The 24,811-nt window shown below is 37.2% G+C and carries 23 protein-coding genes and 1 pseudogene; 21 read left to right on the forward strand and 3 right to left on the reverse strand.

The genetic code is table 11. The features are described 5' to 3' along the window. The first annotated feature begins 15 nt into the window (after positions 1 to 15). The 7 genes from AC4BD1_RS00480 (at position 16) to gshAB (ending at position 11,623) form a co-directional block, all read left to right on the forward strand. Entirely contained in the window at positions 16 to 930 is a 915-nt protein-coding gene (locus AC4BD1_RS00480) for an ABC transporter permease (protein WP_067483489.1), read from the forward strand. Between the two features lie 22 nt (positions 931 to 952). Continuing rightward, positions 953 to 2,731 carry an oligopeptide ABC transporter substrate-binding protein gene (locus tag AC4BD1_RS00485; protein ID WP_206907733.1) on the forward strand — a complete coding sequence of 593 codons (1,779 nt, stop codon included), beginning with the start codon at positions 953 to 955 and terminating at the stop codon, positions 2,729 to 2,731. Between the two features lie 304 nt (positions 2,732 to 3,035). Beyond that, positions 3,036 to 3,728, forward strand: coding sequence for a ribonuclease III (rnc, locus tag AC4BD1_RS00490; RefSeq protein ID WP_490485668.1), 693 nt, complete (start codon positions 3,036 to 3,038; stop codon positions 3,726 to 3,728). A 16-nt stretch (positions 3,729 to 3,744) separates the two neighbouring features. Next, the gene (smc, locus tag AC4BD1_RS00495; protein WP_490466683.1) at positions 3,745 to 7,323 is read left to right on the forward strand and encodes a chromosome segregation protein SMC; all 3,579 of its coding nucleotides are present in this window, start codon (positions 3,745 to 3,747) and stop codon (positions 7,321 to 7,323) included. A gap of 9 nt (positions 7,324 to 7,332) precedes the next feature. After that, positions 7,333 to 8,142 carry a Cof-type HAD-IIB family hydrolase gene (locus AC4BD1_RS00500; protein WP_490466684.1) on the forward strand — a complete coding sequence of 270 codons (810 nt, stop codon included), beginning with the start codon at positions 7,333 to 7,335 and terminating at the stop codon, positions 8,140 to 8,142. Positions 8,143 to 8,153: 11 nt separating this feature from the next. After that, a complete protein-coding gene (ftsY, locus tag AC4BD1_RS00505; protein ID WP_206898881.1) occupies positions 8,154 to 9,155 on the forward strand; it encodes a signal recognition particle-docking protein FtsY in 1,002 nt (333 codons plus the stop codon). Positions 9,156 to 9,325: 170 nt separating this feature from the next. Next, positions 9,326 to 11,623 carry a bifunctional glutamate--cysteine ligase GshA/glutathione synthetase GshB gene (gene gshAB / locus AC4BD1_RS00510; RefSeq protein WP_206907718.1) on the forward strand — a complete coding sequence of 766 codons (2,298 nt, stop codon included), beginning with the start codon at positions 9,326 to 9,328 and terminating at the stop codon, positions 11,621 to 11,623. Positions 11,624 to 11,687: 64 nt separating this feature from the next. Here gshAB and AC4BD1_RS00515 read toward each other — a convergent pair whose 3' ends face one another. Further along, the gene (locus AC4BD1_RS00515; protein ID WP_206907715.1) at positions 11,688 to 12,134 is read right to left on the reverse strand and encodes a YueI family protein; all 447 of its coding nucleotides are present in this window, start codon (positions 12,132 to 12,134) and stop codon (positions 11,688 to 11,690) included. A 147-nt stretch (positions 12,135 to 12,281) separates the two neighbouring features. Here AC4BD1_RS00515 and AC4BD1_RS00520 point away from each other — a divergent pair, with 147 nt between their 5' ends. The 4 genes from AC4BD1_RS00520 to AC4BD1_RS00535 are packed head-to-tail and all read left to right on the forward strand — an operon-like array spanning position 12,282 to position 15,909. Next, positions 12,282 to 13,229: an ABC transporter permease gene (locus tag AC4BD1_RS00520; RefSeq protein ID WP_206907714.1), complete on the forward strand. Its 948-nt coding sequence runs from the start codon at positions 12,282 to 12,284 to the stop codon at positions 13,227 to 13,229. Continuing rightward, complete coding sequence (locus AC4BD1_RS00525; protein ID WP_490485669.1) at positions 13,226 to 14,185, forward strand: iron chelate uptake ABC transporter family permease subunit; 960 nt, start codon at positions 13,226 to 13,228, stop codon at positions 14,183 to 14,185. Before AC4BD1_RS00520 ends, AC4BD1_RS00525 begins: the two co-directional genes overlap by 4 nt. Next, on the forward strand, positions 14,182 to 14,937 hold the full coding sequence (locus AC4BD1_RS00530) for an iron ABC transporter ATP-binding protein (RefSeq protein WP_490466685.1): 756 nt from the start codon (positions 14,182 to 14,184) through the stop codon (positions 14,935 to 14,937). Before AC4BD1_RS00525 ends, AC4BD1_RS00530 begins: the two co-directional genes overlap by 4 nt. A gap of 24 nt (positions 14,938 to 14,961) precedes the next feature. After that, positions 14,962 to 15,909, forward strand: coding sequence for a siderophore ABC transporter substrate-binding protein (locus AC4BD1_RS00535; protein ID WP_490466686.1), 948 nt, complete (start codon positions 14,962 to 14,964; stop codon positions 15,907 to 15,909). A gap of 237 nt (positions 15,910 to 16,146) precedes the next feature. Here AC4BD1_RS00535 and AC4BD1_RS00540 read toward each other — a convergent pair whose 3' ends face one another. Beyond that, entirely contained in the window at positions 16,147 to 16,443 is a 297-nt protein-coding gene (locus tag AC4BD1_RS00540) for a hypothetical protein (RefSeq protein WP_490485670.1), read from the reverse strand. A 231-nt stretch (positions 16,444 to 16,674) separates the two neighbouring features. Between AC4BD1_RS00540 and AC4BD1_RS00545 the strand changes: the two genes are divergently transcribed. From AC4BD1_RS00545 to AC4BD1_RS00555, 3 genes are read left to right on the forward strand one after another with little or no spacing between them, the layout of a single operon-like run. After that, on the forward strand, positions 16,675 to 17,244 hold the full coding sequence (locus tag AC4BD1_RS00545; RefSeq protein WP_490466687.1) for a GNAT family N-acetyltransferase: 570 nt from the start codon (positions 16,675 to 16,677) through the stop codon (positions 17,242 to 17,244). A gap of 20 nt (positions 17,245 to 17,264) precedes the next feature. Next, positions 17,265 to 17,621 (forward strand): iron-sulfur cluster biosynthesis family protein, encoded by a 357-nt coding sequence (locus AC4BD1_RS00550; protein WP_490466688.1) that lies wholly within the window; start codon positions 17,265 to 17,267, stop codon positions 17,619 to 17,621. Positions 17,622 to 17,649: 28 nt separating this feature from the next. Further along, positions 17,650 to 18,549 (forward strand): metallophosphoesterase, encoded by a 900-nt coding sequence (locus tag AC4BD1_RS00555; protein ID WP_206907696.1) that lies wholly within the window; start codon positions 17,650 to 17,652, stop codon positions 18,547 to 18,549. A 209-nt stretch (positions 18,550 to 18,758) separates the two neighbouring features. Here the strand turns inward: AC4BD1_RS00555 and AC4BD1_RS00560 are convergent, their stop codons facing one another. After that, positions 18,759 to 19,493, reverse strand: a complete 735-nt coding sequence (locus AC4BD1_RS00560; protein ID WP_490466689.1) for an MIP/aquaporin family protein — start codon at positions 19,491 to 19,493, stop codon at positions 18,759 to 18,761. Positions 19,494 to 19,810: 317 nt separating this feature from the next. Here AC4BD1_RS00560 and AC4BD1_RS00565 point away from each other — a divergent pair, with 317 nt between their 5' ends. From AC4BD1_RS00565 to AC4BD1_RS00595, 7 genes and pseudogenes are all read left to right on the forward strand, one after another. Beyond that, complete coding sequence (locus AC4BD1_RS00565; RefSeq protein WP_490466690.1) at positions 19,811 to 20,212, forward strand: CidA/LrgA family protein; 402 nt, start codon at positions 19,811 to 19,813, stop codon at positions 20,210 to 20,212. Next, the gene (locus AC4BD1_RS00570) at positions 20,205 to 20,906 is read left to right on the forward strand and encodes an LrgB family protein (RefSeq protein WP_206907692.1); all 702 of its coding nucleotides are present in this window, start codon (positions 20,205 to 20,207) and stop codon (positions 20,904 to 20,906) included. The genes AC4BD1_RS00565 and AC4BD1_RS00570 overlap by 8 nt, the downstream gene beginning before the upstream one ends. After that, positions 20,906 to 22,504, forward strand: a pseudogene (locus AC4BD1_RS00575) (helix-turn-helix domain-containing protein). The gene AC4BD1_RS00570 and the pseudogene AC4BD1_RS00575 overlap by 1 nt, the downstream one beginning before the upstream one ends. Further along, positions 22,494 to 22,715: a DUF2829 domain-containing protein gene (locus AC4BD1_RS00580; RefSeq protein ID WP_206907688.1), complete on the forward strand. Its 222-nt coding sequence runs from the start codon at positions 22,494 to 22,496 to the stop codon at positions 22,713 to 22,715. The pseudogene AC4BD1_RS00575 and the gene AC4BD1_RS00580 overlap by 11 nt, the downstream one beginning before the upstream one ends. Further along, positions 22,712 to 23,473 carry a 3-oxoacyl-ACP reductase gene (locus tag AC4BD1_RS00585; protein WP_490485671.1) on the forward strand — a complete coding sequence of 254 codons (762 nt, stop codon included), beginning with the start codon at positions 22,712 to 22,714 and terminating at the stop codon, positions 23,471 to 23,473. The genes AC4BD1_RS00580 and AC4BD1_RS00585 overlap by 4 nt, the downstream gene beginning before the upstream one ends. 134 nt (positions 23,474 to 23,607) lie before the next feature. After that, on the forward strand, positions 23,608 to 24,117 hold the full coding sequence (locus tag AC4BD1_RS00590) for a QueT transporter family protein (protein WP_490485672.1): 510 nt from the start codon (positions 23,608 to 23,610) through the stop codon (positions 24,115 to 24,117). 146 nt (positions 24,118 to 24,263) lie between these two features. Then, positions 24,264 to 24,701, forward strand: coding sequence for an SLATT domain-containing protein (locus AC4BD1_RS00595; RefSeq protein WP_490485673.1), 438 nt, complete (start codon positions 24,264 to 24,266; stop codon positions 24,699 to 24,701). Positions 24,702 to 24,811: the final 110 nt, after the last annotated feature.

Consider the following 24,811-nt stretch of genomic DNA (forward strand, 5'->3'; position numbering starts at 1 on the left):
AGGAGGATGAGTCAAATGAGTGAAAAGAAAGATGTCGTAGCGCAAGAAAGTGTCCCACCAATGGGCTTGCGTATGATTGCACGTGAATTTAAAAAAGACAAAATAGCCATGTTTTCATTGGGCTTATTAGTTCTTTTATTGTTGTTTGTCTTTATTGGTGCTATTTTAACAGACCAAGATAAAGTAATGTATGTAAGTATTTTTGATAAATACGCTGAACCTGGAGCAATTTCTACACAAGGTCATAAATTTTTGCTTGGTGCAGATGAAGGCGGACGAGATGTTTTTGGTCAATTAGTGATTGGTGCTAGAAACTCTGTGTTGATTGGTTTTGCGATTACGATCATTACTTCGATCATCGGGGTTGGACTAGGAATCATTTCTGGTTATTACGGTGGAATGATTGATAATATTTTGATGCGAATTGTTGATTTCGTCATGATTTTGCCAATTATGCTGATTATTATCGTATTTGTTTCAATTATTCCTAAATACAATGTTTGGTCATTCATTTTTATCATGAGTGCATTCTACTGGGTAGCGAAAGCACGACTCTTTAGAAGTAAAACATTGTCAGAAGCAAGACGTGATTACGTTAGTGCATCGAAAACAATGGGGACAAGTGATTTTAAAATCATGTTCCGTGAAATTATGCCCAATTTAAGTTCATTGATTATTACCAACTTAACAATGAACTTTGCAGCAAATATTGGAATTGAAACTACTTTGACTTTCTTAGGTTTTGGATTACCTACGAATGTACCAAGTTTGGGAACGTTAATTGGTTACGCAAGTAGTGGTGAAGTGTTAGTTAATCGTCAATGGATCTGGTTACCCGCGTCAATGCTAATTTTAGTTTTGATGTTGTGTATAAACTATGTTGGTCAAGCATTCAAGCGTTCTGCTGATGCGCGTCAACGTTTAGGATAGAACGAATAAGGGGGATATAGGAATGAAGAAAACGATTTTTGGAGTAGTAACATTGTTATCTGTCGTAACGCTCGCAGCTTGTGGCGGCGGCAGCGGTACGGATTCTTCTGGAAATGCTTCAGGAGATAAAGGGGATAGCCAAGCTTTATCATTCCCACTTGCAACAAAAAATGATAAAGAGGCAATTAAAGATGGTGAATTAGAAGCCGCAGTTGCAACAGATAGTCAATTCGCTGGGTTGTTCCAATGGGAATTCTATCAAGATGCGTTTGATGCAGCATTCATGGCACCATCACATGAAGCATTGTTTTCAAATGATACAGATTTCAAAATCACTGATGATGGAGCAGCTACTTTAGACTTAGACCAAGATAAAAAAATTGCAACAATCAAACTGAAAGACAATGTGAAATGGTCTGACGGAGTGGATGTTACGGCAGACGACGTGATCTTCTCTTACGAAATCATCGGTCACAAAGACTATACAGGTATTCGTTATGATGATACTTTCCGTAATGTAATTGGTATGGAAGAATATCATGATGGCAAAGCAGATACAATTTCTGGAATTAAAAAAGTAGATGACAAAACAGTTGAGATTGAATATAAAAAAGTTGAGCCAAGTATGTTACAAGCTGGCGGTGGCGTTTACTCATATGCTGCTCCAAAACATACACTTGAAGGCGTAGCAATCAAAGACATGGAATCAAGCGATCAAGTTCGTAAACACCCCGTAACTTTTGGTCCTTATTACATGAGTAATATTGTCGCTGGTGAATCAGTAGAATATTTACCAAATGAGTACTACTGGAACGGCACACCAAAACTGAAAAAAATTACTATGAAATCAGTACAAACAGCAAGTGCGACAGAAGCATTGAACTCTAAGTTGTATGACATGATTTTCCAAATGCCAACAGATACTTATGAAACATATAAAGATATCGAAGGCTATACAAACTTAGGTCGTGAACAAACTTCATACACTTACCTTGGATTTAAATTGGGTAAATGGAATAATGAAGAAAGCACAGTGGAATATGATCCTAATTCAAAAATGGCTGACAAATCATTACGTCAAGCAATGGGTTATGCTTTAGACAATGACTCTGTAGGTAGCAAATTCTACGCTGGCTTAAGAAGCAATGCAACTTCATTGATTCCTCCAGTATTCGAGTCTTACCATGATTCTAAACTAAAAGGTTATACACAAGATATCGATAAAGCAAACAAATTATTAGATGACGCAGGATTTAAAGATGTTGATGGTGATGGCATTCGTGAAGACAAAGACGGCAAAGAGTTAACAATTAAATTTGCGTCAATGTCAGGTGGCGAAACAGCACAACCATTAGCTGATTACTATGTACAACAATGGAAACAAATTGGTTTAAATGTTGAATACACAACTGGACGTTTAATTGAGTTTAACTCATTCTATGACAAACTAAAAAATGATGATCCTGAAATTGACGTTTACCAAGCAGCTTGGAATACAGGAACTGATCCAAATCCAAGTGGACTATGGGGACCAAATGCAGCATTTAACTACACACGTTACGAATCTGAAGAAAACACAAAATTAATTGATGCAATCAATTCAAGTGATGCGTTTGATGCAGATTTCCAAAAAGAAGCATATCAAAAATGGCAAGAATATGCGTTTAAAGAAGCCTTTGCAATTCCAACATTATTCCGTAATGAAGTTTTACCTGTAAATAATCGCGTAAAAGACTGGAACTGGGCATACGACGAACGTAATCCTTGGGCAGAAGTTTCTGTGACAGATGCTTCACGTTAATCAAAATTTTTAACAGGAACTATTTTCGCTAATGATTTTACGATGAATAAGGTCAACCACTTGTTGGTTGGCCTTATTTTTTAGTTAGATATAAAAAATGAGGAAGAGTAAGATAGGCGACCACAAGTTTTCGAAAATTTGAGAACTTTTTTCTAGAAACAAATCTAATTGTTCAAAGCAAACTATGTTGAACCACAACGTTTTTCTTAAAGCTTTCTTACTTTTTAGCCAAACATTTCAAAATTATCAAAAAACCAGTATAATAAGGAAGTATGAAAAATATCCTATAAAAGGAATGTGGAAAATGGACAATCAGCTGACAAAAGAACTCAAAGAAAAATATACAATCGTTTTTCACGATCTAAATTTACTTGAACAAGCTTTTACTCATTCATCCTATGTGAATGAGCATCGCAATTTACACCTATCAGACAATGAACGTTTGGAATTTTTGGGAGACGCAGTATTAGAATTGATGGTTTCTCAGTATTTGTATCGCTTGTATCCAGATTTACCAGAAGGAAAATTGACAAAAATGCGTGCAGCAATCGTTCGTGAAGACAGTTTATCAAAATTTGCAAAAGAATGTCATTTTGATAAACATGTCTTGTTAGGTAAAGGTGAAGAAAACTCTGGTGGACGAACACGCCCTGCGTTACTATGCGACCTATTTGAAGCTTTTCTAGGTGCTTTGTATCTGGACCAAGGCTTCAAAACAGCACACGCATTTATCGAGCAAGTTATCTTCCCAAAAGTCAAAGCAGGTGCTTTTTCACATGAGATGGATCACAAAACCAAATTGCAAGAAGTCTTGCAAAAATCAGGAGATGTTTTTATTGAATATCGCTTGATTAAAGAGGAAGGCCCCGCCCATGAACGTATCTTTTGGATTGAAGTCTATGTTGATGATCAATTAATAGGTACGGGTCAAGGAAAATCAAAAAAATTAGCAGAACAAGCTGCCGCTGAAAATGCATTAGCAGCCTTGGAAGAGTAAGTGAGGGAAAGCTTTCGTGTATTTGAAACGAATTGAAATCGCTGGGTTCAAGTCATTCGCTGATAAAACAGTGATTGACTTCGAAAACAGTGTTACAGCAGTTGTCGGCCCAAATGGTAGCGGAAAAAGTAATATCACGGAAGCCATTCGTTGGGTCTTAGGTGAACAATCGGCGAAAAGTCTGCGTGGTGGAAAGATGCCAGATATTATTTTTGCAGGTTCAGATTCCCGTAAGCAACTAAATGTAGCAGAAGTAACAGTTATTTTAGATAATGAAGACCATTATCTACCATTGGAATACAATGAAGTCAGTGTGACACGTCGTTATCGTCGAACAGGGGAAAGCGATTTTTTTATCAATAAACAATCTTGTCGTTTGAAAGACATCCAAGAATTGTTTTTAGATTCTGGGTTGGGAAAAGAATCTTTTTCAATCATCTCACAAGGGAAAGTTGAAGCGATTTTTAGTAGTAAACCAGAAGACCGTCGTGGAATCTTTGAAGAAGCGGCGGGTGTTTTAAAGTATAAACAACGTAAGAAAAAAGCTGAACAAAAGCTTTTTGAAACAGAAGATAACCTTAGCCGAGTTCAAGATATCATCTATGAATTAGAAGAACAGCTAACTCCTTTAGCTACTCAAAGTAAGGCAGCAAAGGAGTTTTTACGCTTAAAAGAAGAGTTGACTGAAACAGATATTGCTCTAATGATTGCTGAAATCGAAACGGCGAGAACTGAGTGGACACAACGAGAAGCTGAATTAAAACAATTTAACCAAGAATTAGCGAACGTAACTGAACAAATACAAGAGCATGAATCAATACTTGCAACTTGGCGTAAACAAAATGCTCAAGCAGATCGTGTGATTGAAAAGAATCAGCAAAAATTACTTGCTTTGTCAGAAAGTCTAAAGCAAACAGAAGGACAAAAAGATGTCTTACTGGAACGCTCAAAACATACGAAACAAAGTACACAAGAATACCAAGCATCTTTAGCGGAAGCGCAGAAAAAAGTTCAACACTTTGAAAAACAACAAGCTAGTTTAACAAAAGATGTCGACAAGAAAGAAGCGGAAATCCAGCAAGCAGAAGCACAATTGATGGTGACCCAACAAGAACTTGAAAAATATCAAAAATCGACAAAAGAATTATTAGCTGAATTACGTGATCAATATGTCGATTTAATGCAAGAACAAGCTGCTGTCGGAAATGAATTGAAATATTTAGAACGTCAGTATCAGCAAGAGACAGCAAAGAGCCAACAAACACTGGCAAAACAAACAGAAGTTCAAGCAACTGTCGCAGAATTGTCGACAAAAAAAGCAGAATTAGTGGAGCAACAAACGAAACTGGCTCAATCATCAGAAGAAACAAAAGCAAAAGTGGCAGCTATTCAGACTGAAGGAAAGAAATTCCAAGAACGGTTGAATACTGAGCACCCCAAAATGTATCAACTGATGAATCAGGTGCAACAGTTACGTGCACGACAAAAGAGTTTGCAAGAAATCCAAGAAAATTACTTTGGTTTTTATCAAGGTGTACGTTTAGTATTACAACACAAACAACAATTATCTGGCGTTGTAGGTGCAGTTGCTGAATTAATCGATGTTCCAGCGGATTTCACCTTAGCGATCGAAACCGCACTAGGCGGGGCTGCACAACATATTATTGTTGAAAATGAAGTGGATGCAAGACAAGCAATTACTTATTTGAAACAACAAAAAGGTGGGCGTGCAACTTTCTTGCCATTGACAACGATTAAACCACGTCAATTACCTGCTCATGTTGCAGCACAAGCAGCGACTATCGAGGGTTTTTTAGGCGTAGCAAGTGAACGAGTGACTTACTCAGATGCAATCCAATCAGTAGTGAATAATTTATTGGGAACGATTCTTTTAGCAAAAGATCTAGCCAGTGCGAATGCAATTGCACAAACGATTCATTATCAATATCGCGTGGTTTCCTTAGAGGGAGACGTGATGAACGCAGGTGGTTCGATGACTGGTGGAGCCAATAAACGTGGAAATCAAGGAAGTTTATTCGCTCAAAATCAAGAATTGAAACAATTGACTAGTGAGTTTGACCAAGCAAATCAAGAACTACAAGTTCAAGAAAAGAAAGTGCAAGTTTTACAAGAAAAAGTGACGACACTTAGTGAAGAATACGAAGCAGCACGAAGTGTGATGGAACAGTTACGTTTTGAAGAGCAAGAAGTTGCAAATAAACTTCAAAATATCTCAAATGATTTAACACGATTTGAAAAAGAACAACAGATTTCTAATTTTGAGACCCGTGAGTTAAATCAATTTATCGAAACTTATGAAAAACAACGTACAGAATTAGCAACGAAGCAACAAGAATTGGAAGAACAACGCACGAAAATTGACGAAGAAATCAAATCTTTAAGTCAAGAAAGCGATCAAATGGAAGCCCGTCGTGCGCAAATCCAAGGACAAAAAGCGCAACAGCAAGCGGATCTTGCTGTATTAAAAGAGCAATTTAACCACTTGCAGATCCAGTTACGTGGTGCGCGTGTCCAAAAAACAGAGGCAATGGAGCGCCAGACAAGTTTAGAGAAACAGTTAGCAGCGTTAACTGCAAACTTTTCTGATCATGAGTTGACAGAAGAAAGTTTAGACGAAAAAATTCACGAATTATCTACCCAACGTGAACAGCTCCAGATTGAGCTTCAAGAAGTGAAAACGTCTCGCGACGCAACCCAAGTTGAAATCGATCAATTAGCTGAAGTATTGGCACAACAAAATCAAGAACACAAAGTTCGTTTAACTGAGCAATCAAAACTTGAAGTGAATAAAGACCGCGCAGAAATGCTGTTAGACCAGCATGTTACGTACTTAGAAACAGAATACCAAATGACCTTTGAAAAAGCTGTGGTCGATTATCAACCAACAACAGATGTTTCAGGTAGCAAAGAAAAAGTAGCGGCATTGAAACGAAGTATTGAAGCACTGGGACCAGTTAACTTGAATGCAATCGAACAATACGAACAGGTGAATGAGCGTTATACGTTTTTATCTACTCAACGAGATGATTTGCTTTCTGCGAAAAATCAGTTGTTTGAAACAATGGATGAAATGGATGACGAAGTTCGCACACGTTTTAAAGAAGTTTTTGAAGCAATCCGCAAAGAATTCAAAGTCGTCTTTCCGAATATGTTTGGTGGTGGTCGAGCAGAACTTGTCTTGACTGATCCAACTGATTTATTGAAAACAGGAATTGAAATCGAAGTTCAACCTCCAGGTAAAAAATTACAAAGTCTAAGCTTACTTTCGGGTGGGGAGCGCGCATTAACGGCAATTGCTTTGCTGTTCTCAATCATTCGTGTTCGTCCAGTACCATTTTGTATTCTTGATGAAGTAGAAGCAGCTTTGGATGAGGCAAATGTGACACGTTTTGGTAACTATTTACGTAATTTCCAAAATGATACCCAATTTATTGTTGTCACACACCGTAAAGGAACAATGGAAGCTGCAAATGTTTTGTATGGCGTAACGATGCAAGAATCTGGTGTTTCAAAAATCGTTTCTGTCCGTATGGAAGATCTTAAAGAAGACGAGAATCTTGTTGTGAAAGAGTAGGAAGTAAATATGATTAAATTAGTAGCCATTGATTTAGATGGAACATTACTAAATGAAGAAAAACAAATTTCTGCTAGAAATAAAGAAATTTTAGCGCGAGCAAAAAATCAAGGAGTCAAAATCGTTTTGTGCACAGGTCGTCCACTGGCGGCTATGGCACATTATTTAACGGAATTGGATCTGCTTGATGCAGGTGATTACAGCATTACGTTTAATGGTGGGCTTGTTCAAAAAAATGACACAGGCGAGATCATGGCGAAAAAAGTAATGACTATTGCAGATATTGAGCAATTGGCCCAGTTAGCACAAGAGTTGTCTTTGCCGCTAGATGTGTTATCTGATGGTATTGTTTATCAATTGCCAACAGCTCCTGAAAAACAATCACTTTATAATGTGTTGAATAAAGTTTTGGATTTCCGTCCAGGAACTTTGATGGACGTTAAAAAGGCAAATGTTTTGAATAAAGCAGTTATTGCTTATGCACAAGAAGAACTAGATCCAAAAATTAAAGAAATTCCAAGTGTGTTCCATGAGCAATTTGAAATCATCAAGACTCGTAGTATGTTGCTAGAATTTATGCCAAAAGGTGTTACTAAAGCGTATGGAATTTCTTTACTAGCAGAAGAGTTAGGGATCACCCAAGCAGAAGTCATGGCAATTGGTGATGAAGAAAATGATTTACCAATGATCGAATACGCTGGAATGGGTGTTGCAATGGCAAATGCTGTTCCTTTAGTTAAAGAAAGTGCAGACTATTTGACTGCAAGCAATATTGAAGATGGTGTTGCACAAGCAATTGAGAAATTTGTTTTAGCATAGGGGGGAATCAAATGGGATTTTTTGACAAAATCAAACGAGCATTTACTGGTGAAGAACAACCAGAAGAAGTCGTTGAAGTCCAAGAAAAGTATGACAAAGGATTAGAAAAAACGAGAAAAACTTTTGGCGAGCGAATGAATGAATTGTTTGCCAATTTTCGAACAGTTGATGAAGATTTCTTTGAAGAGTTAGAAGAAACATTGATTGGTGCAGATGTTGGTTTTGAAACAGCAATTCAAATTACAGAATCTTTGCGTCAAGAAGTGAAACTGCGCAACGCGAAGAAACCAGCAGAAGTTCAAAATGCCATCATTGAAAAACTAGTTGATTTATATGAACAAGAAGGGCTTAATGAAGTGAATGAGTTGAATATTCAACCAGAAGGTCTGACGGTCATGCTTTTTGTTGGTGTGAATGGCGTGGGTAAAACGACAAGTATTGGGAAACTTGCGCATCAATACAAAAATGAAGGCAAAAAAGTTTTGATGGCGGCAGCTGATACGTTCCGTGCGGGAGCGATTGACCAATTAGTAGTCTGGGGCGAACGCGCAGGTGTGGAAGTCGTTCACGGAAATGCTGGTGGCGATCCAGCCGCAGTTGTTTATGATGCGTTGGAACGTGCAAAAGCAGAGGAAGCAGATGTTTTGCTTGTCGATACAGCGGGGCGCTTGCAAAATAAAGTTAATTTGATGAAAGAATTAGAAAAAATCAAACGTGTGATTCAACGTGAGTTACCAGATGCACCACATGAAACATTATTGGTATTAGATGCAACAACGGGGCAAAATGCAATGGTCCAAGCAAAGCAATTTAAAGAAACAACAGATGTAACTGGCTTAGTTTTGACTAAACTAGACGGGACTGCTAAAGGTGGAATTGTTTTAGCTATCAGAAATGAATTGCATTTACCAGTAAAATTAGTTGGATTGGGTGAAGGAATCGATGACCTAGAACCATTTGATCCCAATGATTTTGTTATTGGGTTGTTCAAAGGACTACTTAAAGAAGAATAATCAATTAAACTGTGAACATGGTGTTTTGAAATGTATGAAGTATGCTGGGAAAAGACTGGCATACTTCTTTTTTTGTGCAGTTTTTCATAATCTCCTCATTTTAAAGCAAGATCGTTCTTTTTCTGGTTGTTTTTTACTATAATGTCAATGTATGAAGTGGAGGACATGTAATGATGAACTTTAAAAAATTATTAGAACATTCAAGTGTCATACCGTTTATCGATCAAGCTCGATTTGGAATTGAACGCGAAGGACAACGGGTAACACACGATGGAAAGTTAGCAAAAACAGATCATCCAGCTATTTTTGGAGATCGCACGTATCATCCATATATTCAAACTGATTTTAGTGAAACTCAGGTGGAAATGATTACACCAGTAACAGATTCCATTGAAGAACTTTTTCAATATTTAGATGCTATTTATGATGTGACTTCTCGATCAATGTCAGATGAGGAAATGATTTGGCCATTAAGTATGCCACCTGCTTTGCCACAAAAAGATGAGGAAATCATGATTGCCAAGCTAGCAACGTTTGAAGATGTTTTGTATCGTCGCTATTTAGCAAAAGAATATGGTAAACGAAAACAAATGGTTAGTGGTATTCATTTTAATTTTGAATTTGGTGAGGAATTAATTCGTACTTTGTTTGTTCAACAAACAGAGATTCAAGAATTTGCAACTTTTAAAACAGAAGTGTATTTAAAAGTTGCAAGAAACTTTTTGCGCTATCGTTGGTTGATTACGTATTTATACGGGGCTTCCCCATTAAGCGAGGCAAATTATTTCGTTGATGAGTTACATCCTCATGAACCTGTTCGTAGTATTCGAAACAGTGAATATGGCTACACTAACCATTCAAACGTAAAAGTTTCTTATGCTTCAATGAATCAGTACTTAGCAGATATTGAACAAATGATTGAAGAAGGAAAGTTATCTGAAGAAAAAGAATTCTATGCACCTGTTCGTTTCCGTGGAGGTAAAAGAGTTGCGGACGTTGCGAAGATGGGTGTACGTTATATCGAGCTGCGAAATATTGATTTGAACCCTTACCACCATTTAGGAATTAGTAAAGAACAAGTGCAATTTTTACAATTATTTTTAGTGTTTATGTTATGGACACCTGAAGGATCATCTGTCGACGAATGGGTAGAAGAAGGAACGCTTTACAACAATCGGGTTGCTTTAGAAGGGCCTTTGGATCAAACGGCCATGTATGAAGAAGGTCTGACGCTCTTTGCACAAATGAAAGAGATGGTTCAAGCTTTACAACATGAAGAATTATTGCCTATAATCGACAAGTTAACTGAACGCTTAAATAACCCCTCTCAGACGATTGCTGCCCAATTATATACAGAAGCACAAAGTGATAGCCAAAAGGCTGTTGCCGTTGCCTTAGGCAGAAAATACGATGCTGAAAGTCATGAGCGCCCTTATCAATTGGCTGGTTTTCGTGAGATGGAGCTATCCACACAGATTTTCCTTTTTGATGCAATTCAAAAAGGAATTCAAGTGAAAGTGATTGATGAAGCAGATCAGTTTTTACGCTTGCAATTTGAAAAGCATGTCGAATACGTTAAAAATGCAAATATGACAAGTAAAGATAGTTACATTGTGCCTTTGATCATGGAAAATAAAACAGTGACCAAAAAAATTCTGGCAGAAGCAGGCTTTCGCGTCCCTGCTGGTGCAGAGTTTACTTCAATGGCTGACGCCAAACGTGCCTATTCCCGTTTTGCCAATGAAGCATTTGTCATTAAACCAAAATCAACGAATTACGGATTGGGTATCACCATTTTTAAAGAAGGGGCGAGTGAAGAAGACTATCAAAAAGGATTAGAAATTGCTTTTCGGGAAGACACATCTGTTTTAGTTGAGGAATTTTTACCTGGAACGGAGTATCGCTTTTTTGTGATTGATGGACAAGTTCAAGCAATCTTACTTCGGATACCTGCAAATGTTATTGGCAATGGGGAACAAACTGTGGCGGAATTAGTTGCTCAAAAAAATCAAGATCCTTTACGTGGGACGAACCATCGCGCACCATTAGAATTAATTCAGTTAGGGGATCTTGAACAATTGATGCTGAAAGAACAAGGATTAACAATTGATTCTATTCCTGCGAAAGATCAAATCGTTTATTTACGGGAAAATTCTAATATCAGTACTGGTGGAGATTCAATTGATGTAACAGCTGAGTTTTCTAATGCGTACAAAGAAATTGCCGTTGCAGCTGTTACGGCGTTGGGAGCAAAAGTCAGTGGAATCGATTTGATTATTCCAGATAAAGAAATGGATCCGGCAACAGATGAGAAAGCTTATGGGATCATTGAAGCTAATTTTAATCCTGCCATGCACATGCACGTCTATCCATTTTCTGGGACGGGACAACGACTAACATTAGCGGTGTTGAAACTTTTATATCCGGAAGTCTGGGCATTGAACCATTGGAACGAAGAAGAAAAATAAGTTGAATTAAATAAAAAAGCTCGTGTAAAATTCTTCAATGAATTTACACGAGCTTTTTGCTATCTTAGTGGAATAATTTGTCCCAAAGACTTTTTTTCGGTTTTTCTGATTGTTCAGATTCTTGTTCTTTTGGGTATTTTTTTTCAATATCAATGACGGGCTCATTGACCGCTTCTTTAGCAGTTAAAATCAGACCAAGACTATCGTCATCATTTTTGACAAAGTCATTGATTACTGTGAAACGAACTTTTTGTTTTGTTGCCAATTGGATATAGCGTGCTTGAAGGTCTTCAGGCATGCTGCCATTTAATAAGATTTGTTCATCTGGATGTTTTTCAAGTTCTTTGATGAAGTTTGCTTGATTCTCAGCTTTTTCCATTTCGCCAATGGTCATACTGACATAGCAACGCTCACGAAAAGTTCCTAGATATTTATGTTGTTCATCTGGGTTGACCAAAGGTGTTCCGTAACGACCTTTGTCCAAGTGACTTTGCAATTCATCTTGTGGCAAAAGAAGCCCTCCTTTATAGCGTTTGATACAGCGATTATAACACAAATTATTTGAAATAAGACAAATGACAAAAAAGCGGTTGCTTTTGCTCAGTTTCTCACTTAGAATAAGAATGAAAATCATTCTCAATTAGAAAAGAGGGATTTTATGCGTTATCGCTGGTTGATTACCAGCTTAGTGGGATTCAGTTTACTTTCATTATTGATTGGAGTGTCATCGGTACAAGTAACAGAATTTTTTCAAGCGGATACCCAAAGTGCACAATTGTTCCTTATTAGTCGATTACCTCGCACTATTTGTATTGTTCTAGTAGGAGCCACAAGTAGTATTTGTGGGCTGATTATGCAGCACTTGACACAGAACAAATTTGTTTCACCAACGACTGCTGGAACGATGGACAGTGCACGTTTAGGAATTTTGGTTGTGATGCTTTTTCTGCCAAATGCGTCAATTGTCACGCGTTCAGTAACGGCTTTTGCATTTGCTTTTTTAGGGACAGGATTGTTTCTTCTTTTTGCACGAATGATTCCACAAAAAAATCAATTGATGTTGCCACTGATCGGTGTGATGTGGGGAAATATTATTGGTTCCGTCGCAACTTTTTTTGCTTACCAAAATCAGCTAGTCCAAAATATGTCGTCGTGGTTACAAGGCAACTTTTCCACTATTCTGCGTGGCAACTATGAATTGCTTTATCTAACGATCCCCTTACTAGGAATTATTTATTATTTTGCATATCAATTTACGATTGTGGGATTGGGTGAATCATTTGCGGTGAACCTTGGTATGAATTATCACCAAATGCAGTTATTAGGAGTAGGATTAGTTTCTTTAGCTAGTGCAGTCGTATTGATTATGGTTGGAACGATGCCATTTTTAGGTGTTATTGTTCCCAATTTAGTGGCGAGAATGTATGGAGATCAGGTCCATCAAACTTTAGGAATAACTGCATTGTTTGGAAGTATTTTTTTATTAATTTGCGATATTTTGGCTCGCATTCTAATTTATCCTTATGAAATTCCAGTGAGTGTCATTGTTGGAATAATTGGTGGAATTATTTTCCTCTTTTTATTAGTGAAGGGGGAGAAACGATGAAAAAAAATAGATGCTGGCGCTTATTGTTATTAGTTAGTGTAGTGTGCTTGGTTACGATAAGTTATTTAATCATCAATACTTATGGGAATTGGTCGTTTGCTTGGGCATTGAGAAGTAAAAAAATTGGTGCTTTTTTCTTAGTTTCATTAGCAGTGAGTGGGGCAACAATCAGTTTTCAAACTATCAGTCAGAATCAATTTCTAACTCCGTCCGTTTTAGGACTAGATTCGTTGTATGTGCTTGTTCAAACAATTTTATTTTTCTTATTGGGCGGTGTGACGATGCTACAACAAACAGGCCTTGTCTTTTTTTTGCTGACAATTAGTCTAATGGTTGGCTTGAGTTTGATTTTATTCTATTTTTTATTAAAAAAAATGCAAGCTAGCTTGTTTTTATTATTGATGACTGGGATGGTCCTAGGAACGTTGTTTGGGAGTATGAGTACGTTTTTACAAGTCATAATGGACCCTAATGAATATGATTTGTTACAAGGTCGGTTGTTCGCGAGTTTTGGGAATATCCAGAGTCAATATCTCTTGCCGGCTGCTTGTTTGATTGTTACTGGCTGGTGTCTACTGTTTTATTTACATCGTTTTCTAGATGTTATTCACTTGGGAAGAGAACAAGCAACGAACTTAGGTGTAGATGTTGCGCGATTACAATTCCTTGTGCTGTTTGTGGTTAGTTTACTGACGGGAACAGCGACAGCCTTAGTAGGTCCTATGACCTTCTTAGGGTTTATCGTAGCAAATGTTAGTTACCGGTTATTTGCAACGTATCGACATAAAGTTTTATTTGTGGGTAGTTTTTTAGTGGCGATGTTGTTATTGACTGGAGGCCAGCTACTTGTTGAACAACTTTTTGGTTGGAATACAACAATTAGTGTGGTGATTGAATTTCTGGGTGGTAGTTACTTTTTACTAAAATTAATTCGTGAAAGGAAGCAAGCGGGATGATTGATTTAGCTGATGTGAATAAAGCTTATCAAGGAAAAGCAGTGGTAGATAATATAAACTTGACGATCCAAGAAAAACAATTAACAGCTTTTATTGGACCAAATGGCGCGGGAAAATCAACTTTGCTTTCCTTGGTTAGTCGTTTAGTCCCAAAAGATACAGGGGAAATTTATTTAGATCATAATGAAGTACGAACATGGAAGTCAAATGACTTAGCGAAAAAATTAGCTATTTTACGTCAATCTAATGAATTGAATTTACAAATTACAGTTAGAGAATTGGTTGAATTTGGTCGGTTTCCTTATACAAAAGGACGTTTGACACAAGAAGATCATCAGCTTGTGGAAGAAGCGCTCAAACATTTGGGACTAACTAAGTTGGCAGATCAATTCGTCCATACCTTGTCTGGCGGACAACTCCAACGTGCATATATTGCGATGGTTTTAGCACAAGATACCGATTATATCTTGCTAGATGAACCTTTGAATAACTTAGATATGAATTTTGCAGTTCAAATCATGCAGATTTTAAAAAAATTGGTGACTGAACTTGGAAAAACAGTAATAATTGTTCTTCACGATATTAATTTTGCCGCTAGTTATGCTGATGAAATTGTGGCAATGAAAGAAGGAAAATTGTTTACGCAAGGGAAAACCAATGAGATTATCCAAAAAGCCGTACTCGACGAATTATATGAAATGGACATACGAATTTGCGAAATTGAAGGTCGCAGATTCTGTCTTTATTTCTAAAAATAAATGTTAGGAGAATAAAGAATGAAAAAATGGATGTTTAGTTTCGTGGTTGTTGCATCATTGTTAACAGCTTGTGGAACAGGGAATAAATCAAAAGATACAACAGCAACAAAAACTGCCAGCAGTGAAGAAACGACGTTGACAGTCAAAGACAGCAATGGTGAAGTAAAAGTAACGAAGAATCCTCAGAAAGTTGTCGTTTTTGACAATGGATCATTAGATACACTTGATGCATTGGGCGTAGGAGATCAAGTTATTGGTGCCGCAACGCAAAATTTACCTGGTTATTTATCAAGTTACAAAGAAGTGGAATCTGCTGGGGGAATCAAAGAACCAGATTTAGAAAAAATCAATCAAATGAAACCAGACTTAATCATTATTTCTGGTCGTCAAAGTGATTTTCAAGAAGAACTAAGTAAAATCGCACCGACTTTATTTTTATCAGTTGATACGAAAAAACCATGGGAATCAATCCAACAAAATGTCTTAACTTTAGGTGAAATCTTTGATAAAGAATCTGAAGCAAAGAAACAAATCAAAGAATTAGCTACTGAAATCGAAAAAACAGCCGATAAAGCAAGGGAACTTGATCAAAAGGCTTTAGTTGTTTTAGTGAATGAAGGTCAACTATCTGCTTATGGTTCTGGCTCACGTTTCGGATTTGTACACGACGTTTTTGGCTTCCCACAAGCAGATGATACAATTGAACCTTCAACACATGGTCAAAGTGTTTCATTTGAATATGTTTTAGAAACAAATCCAGACTTACTATTTGTGATTGATCGTACCAAAGCAATTGGTGGAGATGACAGCCAAAATAATCTGGCAGAAAACGAATTGATTGCGCAAACGAATGCAGGAAAAAATGGGAAGATCATTTCACTACAACCAGATGTATGGTATTTGAGTGGTGGCGGATTAGAGTCAATGAAATTAATGTTAGATGATGTGAATCAAGCATTTAAATAAGAGCTAGAGAAAAAGCCAAGACAAAACGACTAATGGTTTTGTCTTGGCTTTTTGCTATTTTGCACTCAGTTCGGAAAATCAGTTGGCAACAGGCATTCGCTGTCAATCTCATAAGGACTGATTCGCGGCGTTTCATCGGTTAAAAAAGTTGCGATCCAGTGTAAGAACATCGTTCATCGCCTCCTTTAGGATAAATCGATTGTAAGTGATTCACCTTAAAGAAAGCTTAACTTTACCTCATGCATAGTATTCTGCAAGAGGTTGGTATTGAACGATATTCATTTTACGATAAAAATCGGCAGGTAAATGGCTCCAGCGTTTTAATAGTTGATAGAAATAACTTGCTTCGGCCTTGATTTTATATTCACTGAGCGTCAAACCAAAGGACTTTTGTTGTTTCTTTGTCTGTGTTTCGTAAAATTGAAGAGCCGTTTCTTTGTCTTCATTGACAAAAAGAGTTTTGACTTCAATATATGAACCTTCTATGTTTTGTGTTTCTTCAATAAAATAAATATTTTTGATTTGCTCGTTCATAATGATTCCTCCAAATACTTGATTTGTTTTGATAAGAAAACTATAGCTAAGAGATATTAACAAACTGTGAACAAAACATTATTCTTTTTCAACTAGTTATTAAAACTTTCTTGTTTTGTTTTTTATTCTTTTTCTTTTAAGAAAAGGCTAAGGAAAGTCAGGTAAATACTTGCTTCTTCTGTTAAATTTCGCTACAGTAATTAGAAAACTAGCGATTGGTGCGTGATGCAGATGGAATTAAAAGTAAACCGAAACTTGATTTTTGCTGAGCATCAACAAATAGAGACAGCTCGACTATGGTTGCGCCCTATTTCGATCATGGATGCGGAAGATATGTTTGAATACGCGAACGATGAAGAAACGACTCGTTTTGTTTTTATTCGCCATCAAACATTAGAAGAAACAAAAATTTCAATCGCCAATTATTTTATGAATGCTCCTTTGGGAAAGTATGCCATTGAAGTCAAAGAAACGGGTAAGATGATTGGTACGATTGATTTGAGAATTGAAGATGTTGCAGCAGTTGCTGAGCTAGGGTATGTGCTGAACAAAAACTATTGGGGAAATGGATACATCGCAGAAGCAGCGGAAGCTTTACTTACTTTGGGATTTACTAAGTTGGATCTCGTACGCATTTTTGCTTACCATGATGTTGAAAATCCAAACTCTGGTCGCGTGATGGAAAAACTCGGAATGAAACAAGAAGGAATGATTCCTGATGCACGACGTTGGAAAGAAAAAATGATTTCGGTTATATTAAGAGGCATTACAAAAAGTGAATGGGCGAAGGCTCATCAATAAATGTTAGGAGAGAATCGACTATGGAATTAATAGTGACAAAGGAAGCACAAAGCTGGTTAGAAAGCCATCGAGAAGAAGATGAACAAATTTTGCTGGATCTAGAAAATGGCGACGGGCCGTTTGCTGATAGTCGGATCACTTGTCAATTAGATACGGCTTTTCGCTTGATTTTGATCAAAAAACAGTCAACGGTTGATCTTAGTTTGTACTCCATTTTAGTAGATACGCCATTAGGACCAATCCGTATCAAAAAAAGTGCTGAAATGTATTTAGATAATCCGACAACTTTAGCTTTAGAACCAACGTATCAAAGTTTGCAATTGAAAGGTCCAAGCGGGTTATTAAAGGGCAATCTACCTGTTGTTAGAAAAGATTAAAAAATTTCAATTAAGAAGGTAACAATAAATGGGGAAACTGGCAGTAATTAGTGATTTACACGTAGATATCAATAAATTTGGCGAATCACAATTGAATGATTTATGGCAAGTGTTACAAAAAAGGGATATTACGCGCCTACATTTGGCAGGTGACATCGCCAATAAGGTCAGTCAGGCTTTGGCAGTTGTTGATTTTTTTGCGATGAGAGGATTGCCCACGACGTTTAATTTTGGCAATCATGAACTCGCAGATGTGACAGGTGAGCCAATGATGAATCATTTTCCAGATAACCATTTTTTGAATGAACGTTATCTTGCATTAAATGACCATACTGTTCTACTTGGAATGAATGGTTGGTATGATTACCAGTTTTCTGAACTAACTGATGAGGAACAAATTTTACGGATGAAGCGTTTATATTGGTATGACCGAATGATTGAACGAGAGGGGACAGATTTGGAAGTCAATGAGCAAGTGCTAGTGGCAACTAACCAACTTCTTGAAACACTTGCGCAAAAAAATTTAGCTGTCATAATGGCTACGCATTTTGTCCCAAAAAAAGAATTTATTGTCTATCAATCTGCGCCTTATGAACGTTGGAATAAATTGAATGCCTTTTTGGGTTCTGCTTCAATGGGGGAGCTTTTAGATCAGTATGACAATGTAAAACAAGTCGTTTTTGGGCATACCCATCGTCGATTTGAAGATCAGGTCATTCATGGAACGAAATATAGCTGTCGCCCATTTGGCTATTATTATGAATGGCAACTGACAAGAAAATTTGTACTGCAAGAAAAGTTGGTAGAAAAATATAATCCAATGAAATTACGTGGTGTTTTACGTGACCATTATCCAGCATTTTTGACCTATCAAAAAAAGCATTTGCAAGAAGAGTTCGAGCAAGCACTTACGATAATTGACTATTGAATAACGAATTGAAAAGGGGGTGACAAGTGGTGTCTTTGTCCTATCTTTTTTATCAAGTTTTCTCGTTTCTGTGTCAATGATTCTGTTATTGAGAAAAGTGAAGCAAACTTAGCAGGATAAGTAAGAAGTTGCTTAAATTGAAAGGACCATACATTAACAAAAAAAAGCGCACAATGAAATTTTTCATTGTGCGCTTTTTATCGATAAGATTAAGCCATGAATAGTGCTTTGTATAAGAAGACTGCAACGATCCCAGCGCAGATAGGTGCAATAACTGGTACCCAAGCGTAGCTCCATTGTGATGAACCTTTGTGCTTCAATGGTAAGATTGCATGTAACAAACGAGGACCAAGGTCACGAGCTGGATTTAATCCAGGACCAGTAGGACCACCTAGTGAAGCTACCAGTGTCCAAACAAGGAAACCAAGTGCTAAGTGAGCAGTTCCAAGATTGTCTTGGAAGAAAGGTGCTTTGGTAATTCCTAAAGCGCCAAAGAATAAAACGAATGAACCAAAGAATTCGTTAACGAAGCCGTTGAACTTAGAACCAACACTATTGATCGTTGAGAAAGTTCCTAACACGTGGTTTACGTCTTCTGTTTGATCGTAGTAAGGTTTGTAACAAGCAACAACGACTAATTGTCCAATGATTGCTCCAAGGAATTGTGCGCCAATGTAAGGTGCAACTTCTGCCCAAGGGAATAATCCGTTCATTGCTAGAGAAATAGTAAATGCAGGGTTGATGTGGTTTCCACTAATCCCACCAAAGATCATTGCTGGAATCATAACCCCACAACCGTAACCAACAGCAATCAGCATCCAGTCGCTACCATAACCTTTTGTACCTTTTAAATCTACATTGGCTACAGCACCGTTACCTAAAATAATCAATAAAGCTGTACCCAACACTTCCGCCGCAAGACGAGTCATTAATGAGTAATCCATATATACCTCCAAAAATTTATAAAAGTGCAAAAAAAAAGAAACATCAACACAAAAGCAGGTGCGGTGTCTCGTGCTAGCCATTCTTCGAGGTCGTAATAAGTGCAATCAATCAAAAGAAAAAATGATTTAGACCAACTGGAACAAGCTAACCCTTTTTTTAGAAAAAAAGTCCCCTACAACTCACCAACTTCACCTTTAAATATACCAAATAAAACTTATTTATTTTTTCAAAAGATGCTTCTTAGAAACAGCACGTTTTGAAACTTTCAGAAAAAGATTGTTAGTAAAATGAAAATCAGACGTAAGGAGTGTATTACATGAAATTTTTTCAAGAGTTTTTCATTATTCTTTTTTTCTCTGTCTTAGGCGAGGGAATACGAGTGTTTGCCCATTTACCAATTCCAGGAAGTATTTTAGGTATTATCTTTTTATTTCTAGCATTTGAAATGAAATTAGTAGATCCTGAAAAAATTGGAGCAACTGGTGATTTTTTATTGAACAATCTGACCATTTTATTTGTGCCTGCTGGCGTGGGGTTATTGGAATATTATGACGACATCGCAACTATCTGGCCTGTCTTATTGGGGGCAGTAGTCGTTTGTGCAATTTTTACGATGGTGGCTGCTGGGAAAACAGCAGAAGGTGTCGAAGCAGCAATCAATTATTTGCAAGAGCGAAAAAACCAAAAAAATGAAGTGGAGGATAACCAAGTTGAGTGAGTTTCTTAAAAACCCATTGTTTGGTCTTAGCCTGACTTTAGGTGTGTATGTATTATCAGATAAATTTTTGCGGAAATATAAATTACCAATCATCAATCCTTTAGTGTTGTCAATTGTTGTTATTATTTTCTTTTTGCATTTTACGGGGATTAGTTATGCTGACTATAATGTTGGTGGAAATTTTTTAACGATGCTAATTACCCCTGCCACGGTTGCTTTAGCGATTCCTTTATATAAGAATCTACATTTACTGAAAGAAAATTTTCTTCCGGTCATTTCGGCTATTCTTGCTGGAATTGTGGTGAATTGTTTGGTTAGTGTCGGAATTGGTTATCTTTTTTTGTTGAAGAAGGAGATGGTGATTTCTTTGCTACCAAAATCTGTGACGACAGCAATTTCCGTTGATCTTTCTCATACAATGGGCGGCGTTAATGCAGTCACTTTAGCAATTGTTGTATCAACGGGTATTTTTGGATCATTGATTGCCACACACATCTTTCGTTTATTTAAAATCAAAAGTCCAGTTGCACGAGGAGTTGCTTTAGGTAGTACGTCACATGCTATAGGAACTGCAAAAGCGATTGAGATTGGCGAAGTGGAAGGAATCATTTCTGGACTTGCTATTTGTGTGAATGGAATGCTCACAGTTTTCTTATTACCGTTGATTTTCCAACCTTTTGCTAGCTGGTTTTAATGCGAGAAATGGCGTTTTGTGCTACAATAACCAAAAAGTTCTAGCACAAAGGAGCCGAGCAAATGTATTTGTCATCAGATTACCTCAAGACGTTTGATAAAGACTTATATTATCAGATTCTCCTGCTGGAAAGCTTTGAGGATCATGAGTGGCACACTGCGGCTCAGCTTGCACAAAGTGTACAGCTTGACGCGCGGAGTGTCACAAAATATTTGAGTGAATTAACGAAAAGTTATCAGCACTTCAGCGGGAAGGCACAAGCACTTTTTAGCAAAAATCGCCGATCAGGCTATAACTTTTCAACGACGTTAGATCCGATAGAACATGAACGATTTTTAATCTATCTCGTGCAAAGTACGCTGAAGTTTCAGTTGTTGCACGACATTTTTTTTGAAGAGTTTCGGACGATGTACCAGTTTGCTCAGAAAAATTATATCAGTGAGTCAACTGCGCATCGAAAAATCAATGAATGGAAACAAGAGTTGCATTCATATGGAATTACATTACAACGAAGAAGTTATGTCGCAAAAGGGGAAGAAGAAATCATTCGCTTATATTTACATATGACTTTTTGGCAATTGTTCCGTGGAAAAATTTGGCCATTCGAAACAATTTCGCAAACAGATGTCAAAAAAATCGCCGATCAAATTATTGATTTTTTCCACGTTCAACTGAATGAAATCAAGAAAAGACGACTAGAGTACATGCTAGGTGCGTTCTTTTTGCGAAAATCACAAAAACATTTTGTTATTTTAAATCGCAGAAAACGAGAGTTGATTTCTAATAACTTGTTATTTAAACGTTTTTGCCAAGCAATGGCACCAGTGTTTCCCAATTATTTTCAAGTTGAGGATGAATTAGGAGCATTGTTTTTAGTATTGATGACTAGAGAAGAATATTATTCTAATTCTCAAATCAGAGAAATGATCTACTCATTCCATCATTCAGCAGAGACGCCGCCATTTAAAGCTCTGCGAGAAGCAGAACGTGCCTTGCTTCTTTATCAAAAAGAACAGCATCTACCTGAGGAACCTTTGTCGATGGAAGCAGAAAATTATTTATTTAGTAGCCACATCTTTACTTTTTTATTTCCAGATGCAAAGGCAACGATTGATGGAAACAGTAGCGACTTTCATAATCACCTGATTGTGAGAAATCCTAAGTTGAACCAATGGTTACTATCTTTTTTTGAAGAGGCAAAAGAAACCGAAGCTAGCTTAGCATTTCAAAATCAAAGTTTTTTGATGGCTCGTTATTTGACGGTTATGAAAACCTTGGGCGCATTTATGACGCAATTACCAGAAATTACTGTTTTGCTAATGACTGATTTTCCGGTCTTTGAAGAAGAATTATTGATGGCAAGTCTCCGTAATTTTTTCCGCAATGATTATCGACTAGTTTTTTTGCCGGCGAATTATCGCGGACGAGCAGTTGATTTATTGATCTCCACAAGTAAGGTACACAAAAAACCTTGGGCCGACTTAGATTATTTTATTGTTGCTCAGGAATTACAGCTGACAGATTATATTCAGTTGACTCAAAAATTACAGGCAATTCAAAAAGAAAAAAATGAGAAGGGGTACAACAATGACATTTGAAGAAATTTTACCAAAAGTGAAACAAGGAGCAAAAATGATTCGTAAGGGCTGGAGTGGCTTTGAGTTATATGTTGTTTTAGTCACAGATGATGAGTTTGATGGTTGTCCAGTAACACCTTATTTTTTAATCAAGACGAGTGATGAAGGATTCTCAAGTTTTGCGCCAACTGTTTGTGATATTTTAGCAGATGACTGGGAAGTAGTTGAATGAATAACCAGTATCCAGACTTAGATAGACAAGTCGTTTTTGTAACTGGTGCAGCTTCGGGCATTGGTGAAGCACAAGTACACGCTTTTTTAGCGCAGGGTGCTTTTGTATTTGGGTTTGATCGACAAGTCGGAAAAATGGGAACAGTTGCGCAACATTTCTCTGAGCAATTTTCTTTTTTTGTAGGTGATATAAGAGATCAATCCTCATTGGAACAAGCAATTAGACAATGTCATGAGTATTTTGGTACTGTGACTATTTTGTTAAACACTGCTGGCATTTTGGACGACTATAAACCGCTACTTGAAACAAGTGAAGAATTGTGGGAAAGCATCTATGAAACAAATGTAAAAAGTATGTTTCGCGTAACAAGGTTACTTTTACCTGAAATGATTGCCCAACAAGCAGGTGTGATCATCAACATGGCTTCTATTGCCGGCTTAGTAGCTGGTGGTGGCGGAATTGCCTACACGAGTGCCAAACATGCAATTGTTGGTTTTACGAAACAACTTGCTTTGGATTATGCTGCAAAAGGGATTCGGGTAAAAGCGATTGCGCCAGGTGCAATCGAGACACCGATGAACGCAGCTGATTTCGCAGGAACAGGAGAAATGGCTCAGTGGGTAGCAGATGAAACACCAGTTAAGCGTTGGGCAAAACCAGAAGAAGTGGCAGAACTGACTTTGTTCTTGGCAACGCCTCAAGCGAGTTACATCCACGGAGCAATCGTGCCAATCGATGGTGGCTGGTTGCTAAAATAATCTTGAGTTTTTTCTTGATTCCTGTATGATAAATGTAGCGGAATTTCCGCACTACGGCACTTCAGTTGGAAGAAGATTCCCATCCTTTGGTCGTAGTTATTACCAAGATGTTGATCTTGCAAAGGAGAACAATTATGGAACAGAAAAATAGCCAGGCTGCTAGTCGCTGGACGACGACGGAAATGGCAAGAATGGCGTTAGTTACTGGACTTTACGTAGCAGTGACCGTCTTTTTAGCTGTCATTAGCTTTGGCGCAATCCAAATTCGTCTATCAGAAATGTTTAATTATTTATCATTGTACAATAAGAAATATATTATCTCAGTAACTCTTGGTGTCGCTTTGGCCAATCTGTTTTCTCCGTTAGGCCTCGTTGATGTTGTCATTGGGAGTGTCAGTACCTTGCTCGTTTTATTGATCAATTATCAAGTAACCAAACGAGTCAAGAAGATGAAAACGAAAATGATTATTACTGCATTGATTTTTGCTTTTTCAATGTTTACGGTGGCAGGTCAGTTGACCTTTTTCTATCAAGCACCCTTTTTCTTTAACTGGGCGATCATTGCCTTAGGAGAATTGGTGTCGATGGGCGTTGGCGGTGTGATTATCTATTGGATGAGTAAAAAAATTGATTTAACAAAATAAATGATTCGTCTGTTGCAGGTTTGATGGGAACTTGCAAGTGGACGATTACGTGAAGAGCTTAGGGATTGCCTGAAGCTCTTTTTTTATTTTAAAGTTAAAGTTATACTAAATATAATGATAGGATAAAAATGAAAGAAGTTTTGTGCATGGAAAAAAATCAAACGAAAGATAATTTTAATGAATACATAGAGAAAAGGATCAAGCAACCAATTACTCATTTACGCAAAAAAAGAAAACGATTAAAGAATATCATCTTTGTTAGCAATGCATCAAAATTGATTTTGTCTTCCTGTATACCCGTTCTGGCATCAATGGTACCTGAGCACATGTATTTATTAAGGGTGATCTCAATTATCAGTGCAATCGTGGCTGTGCTTCAGGGATTGCAAACGTGGAAAAATTTTGAGGAACAAACGTTAGCTATTTCCAAGTTTATCAATGAATTGGAAAAAGAATATTTTCTCTTTTATGTAAAGTGGGAAGAGGGAACAAGTACGAAAGCTGAAGTTGAAAAATTTGTCGAAAGCGTTGAAAACTTATACGATGAACAAATCAATGAAATGCTTGATTCTAGTTCAAATTAAAGATAATAAGAAAGAGTGGAACAAACAAAAAGTTGTTTTGTTTGTTCCACTCTTTTTTATGCTGAAAGTTGGCCGTGTTTCAATTTTTTAAATCAGCAACAAAAATCAAA

The sequence above is a fragment of the Enterococcus sp. DJ147D b genome (genome assembly GCF_058216655.1).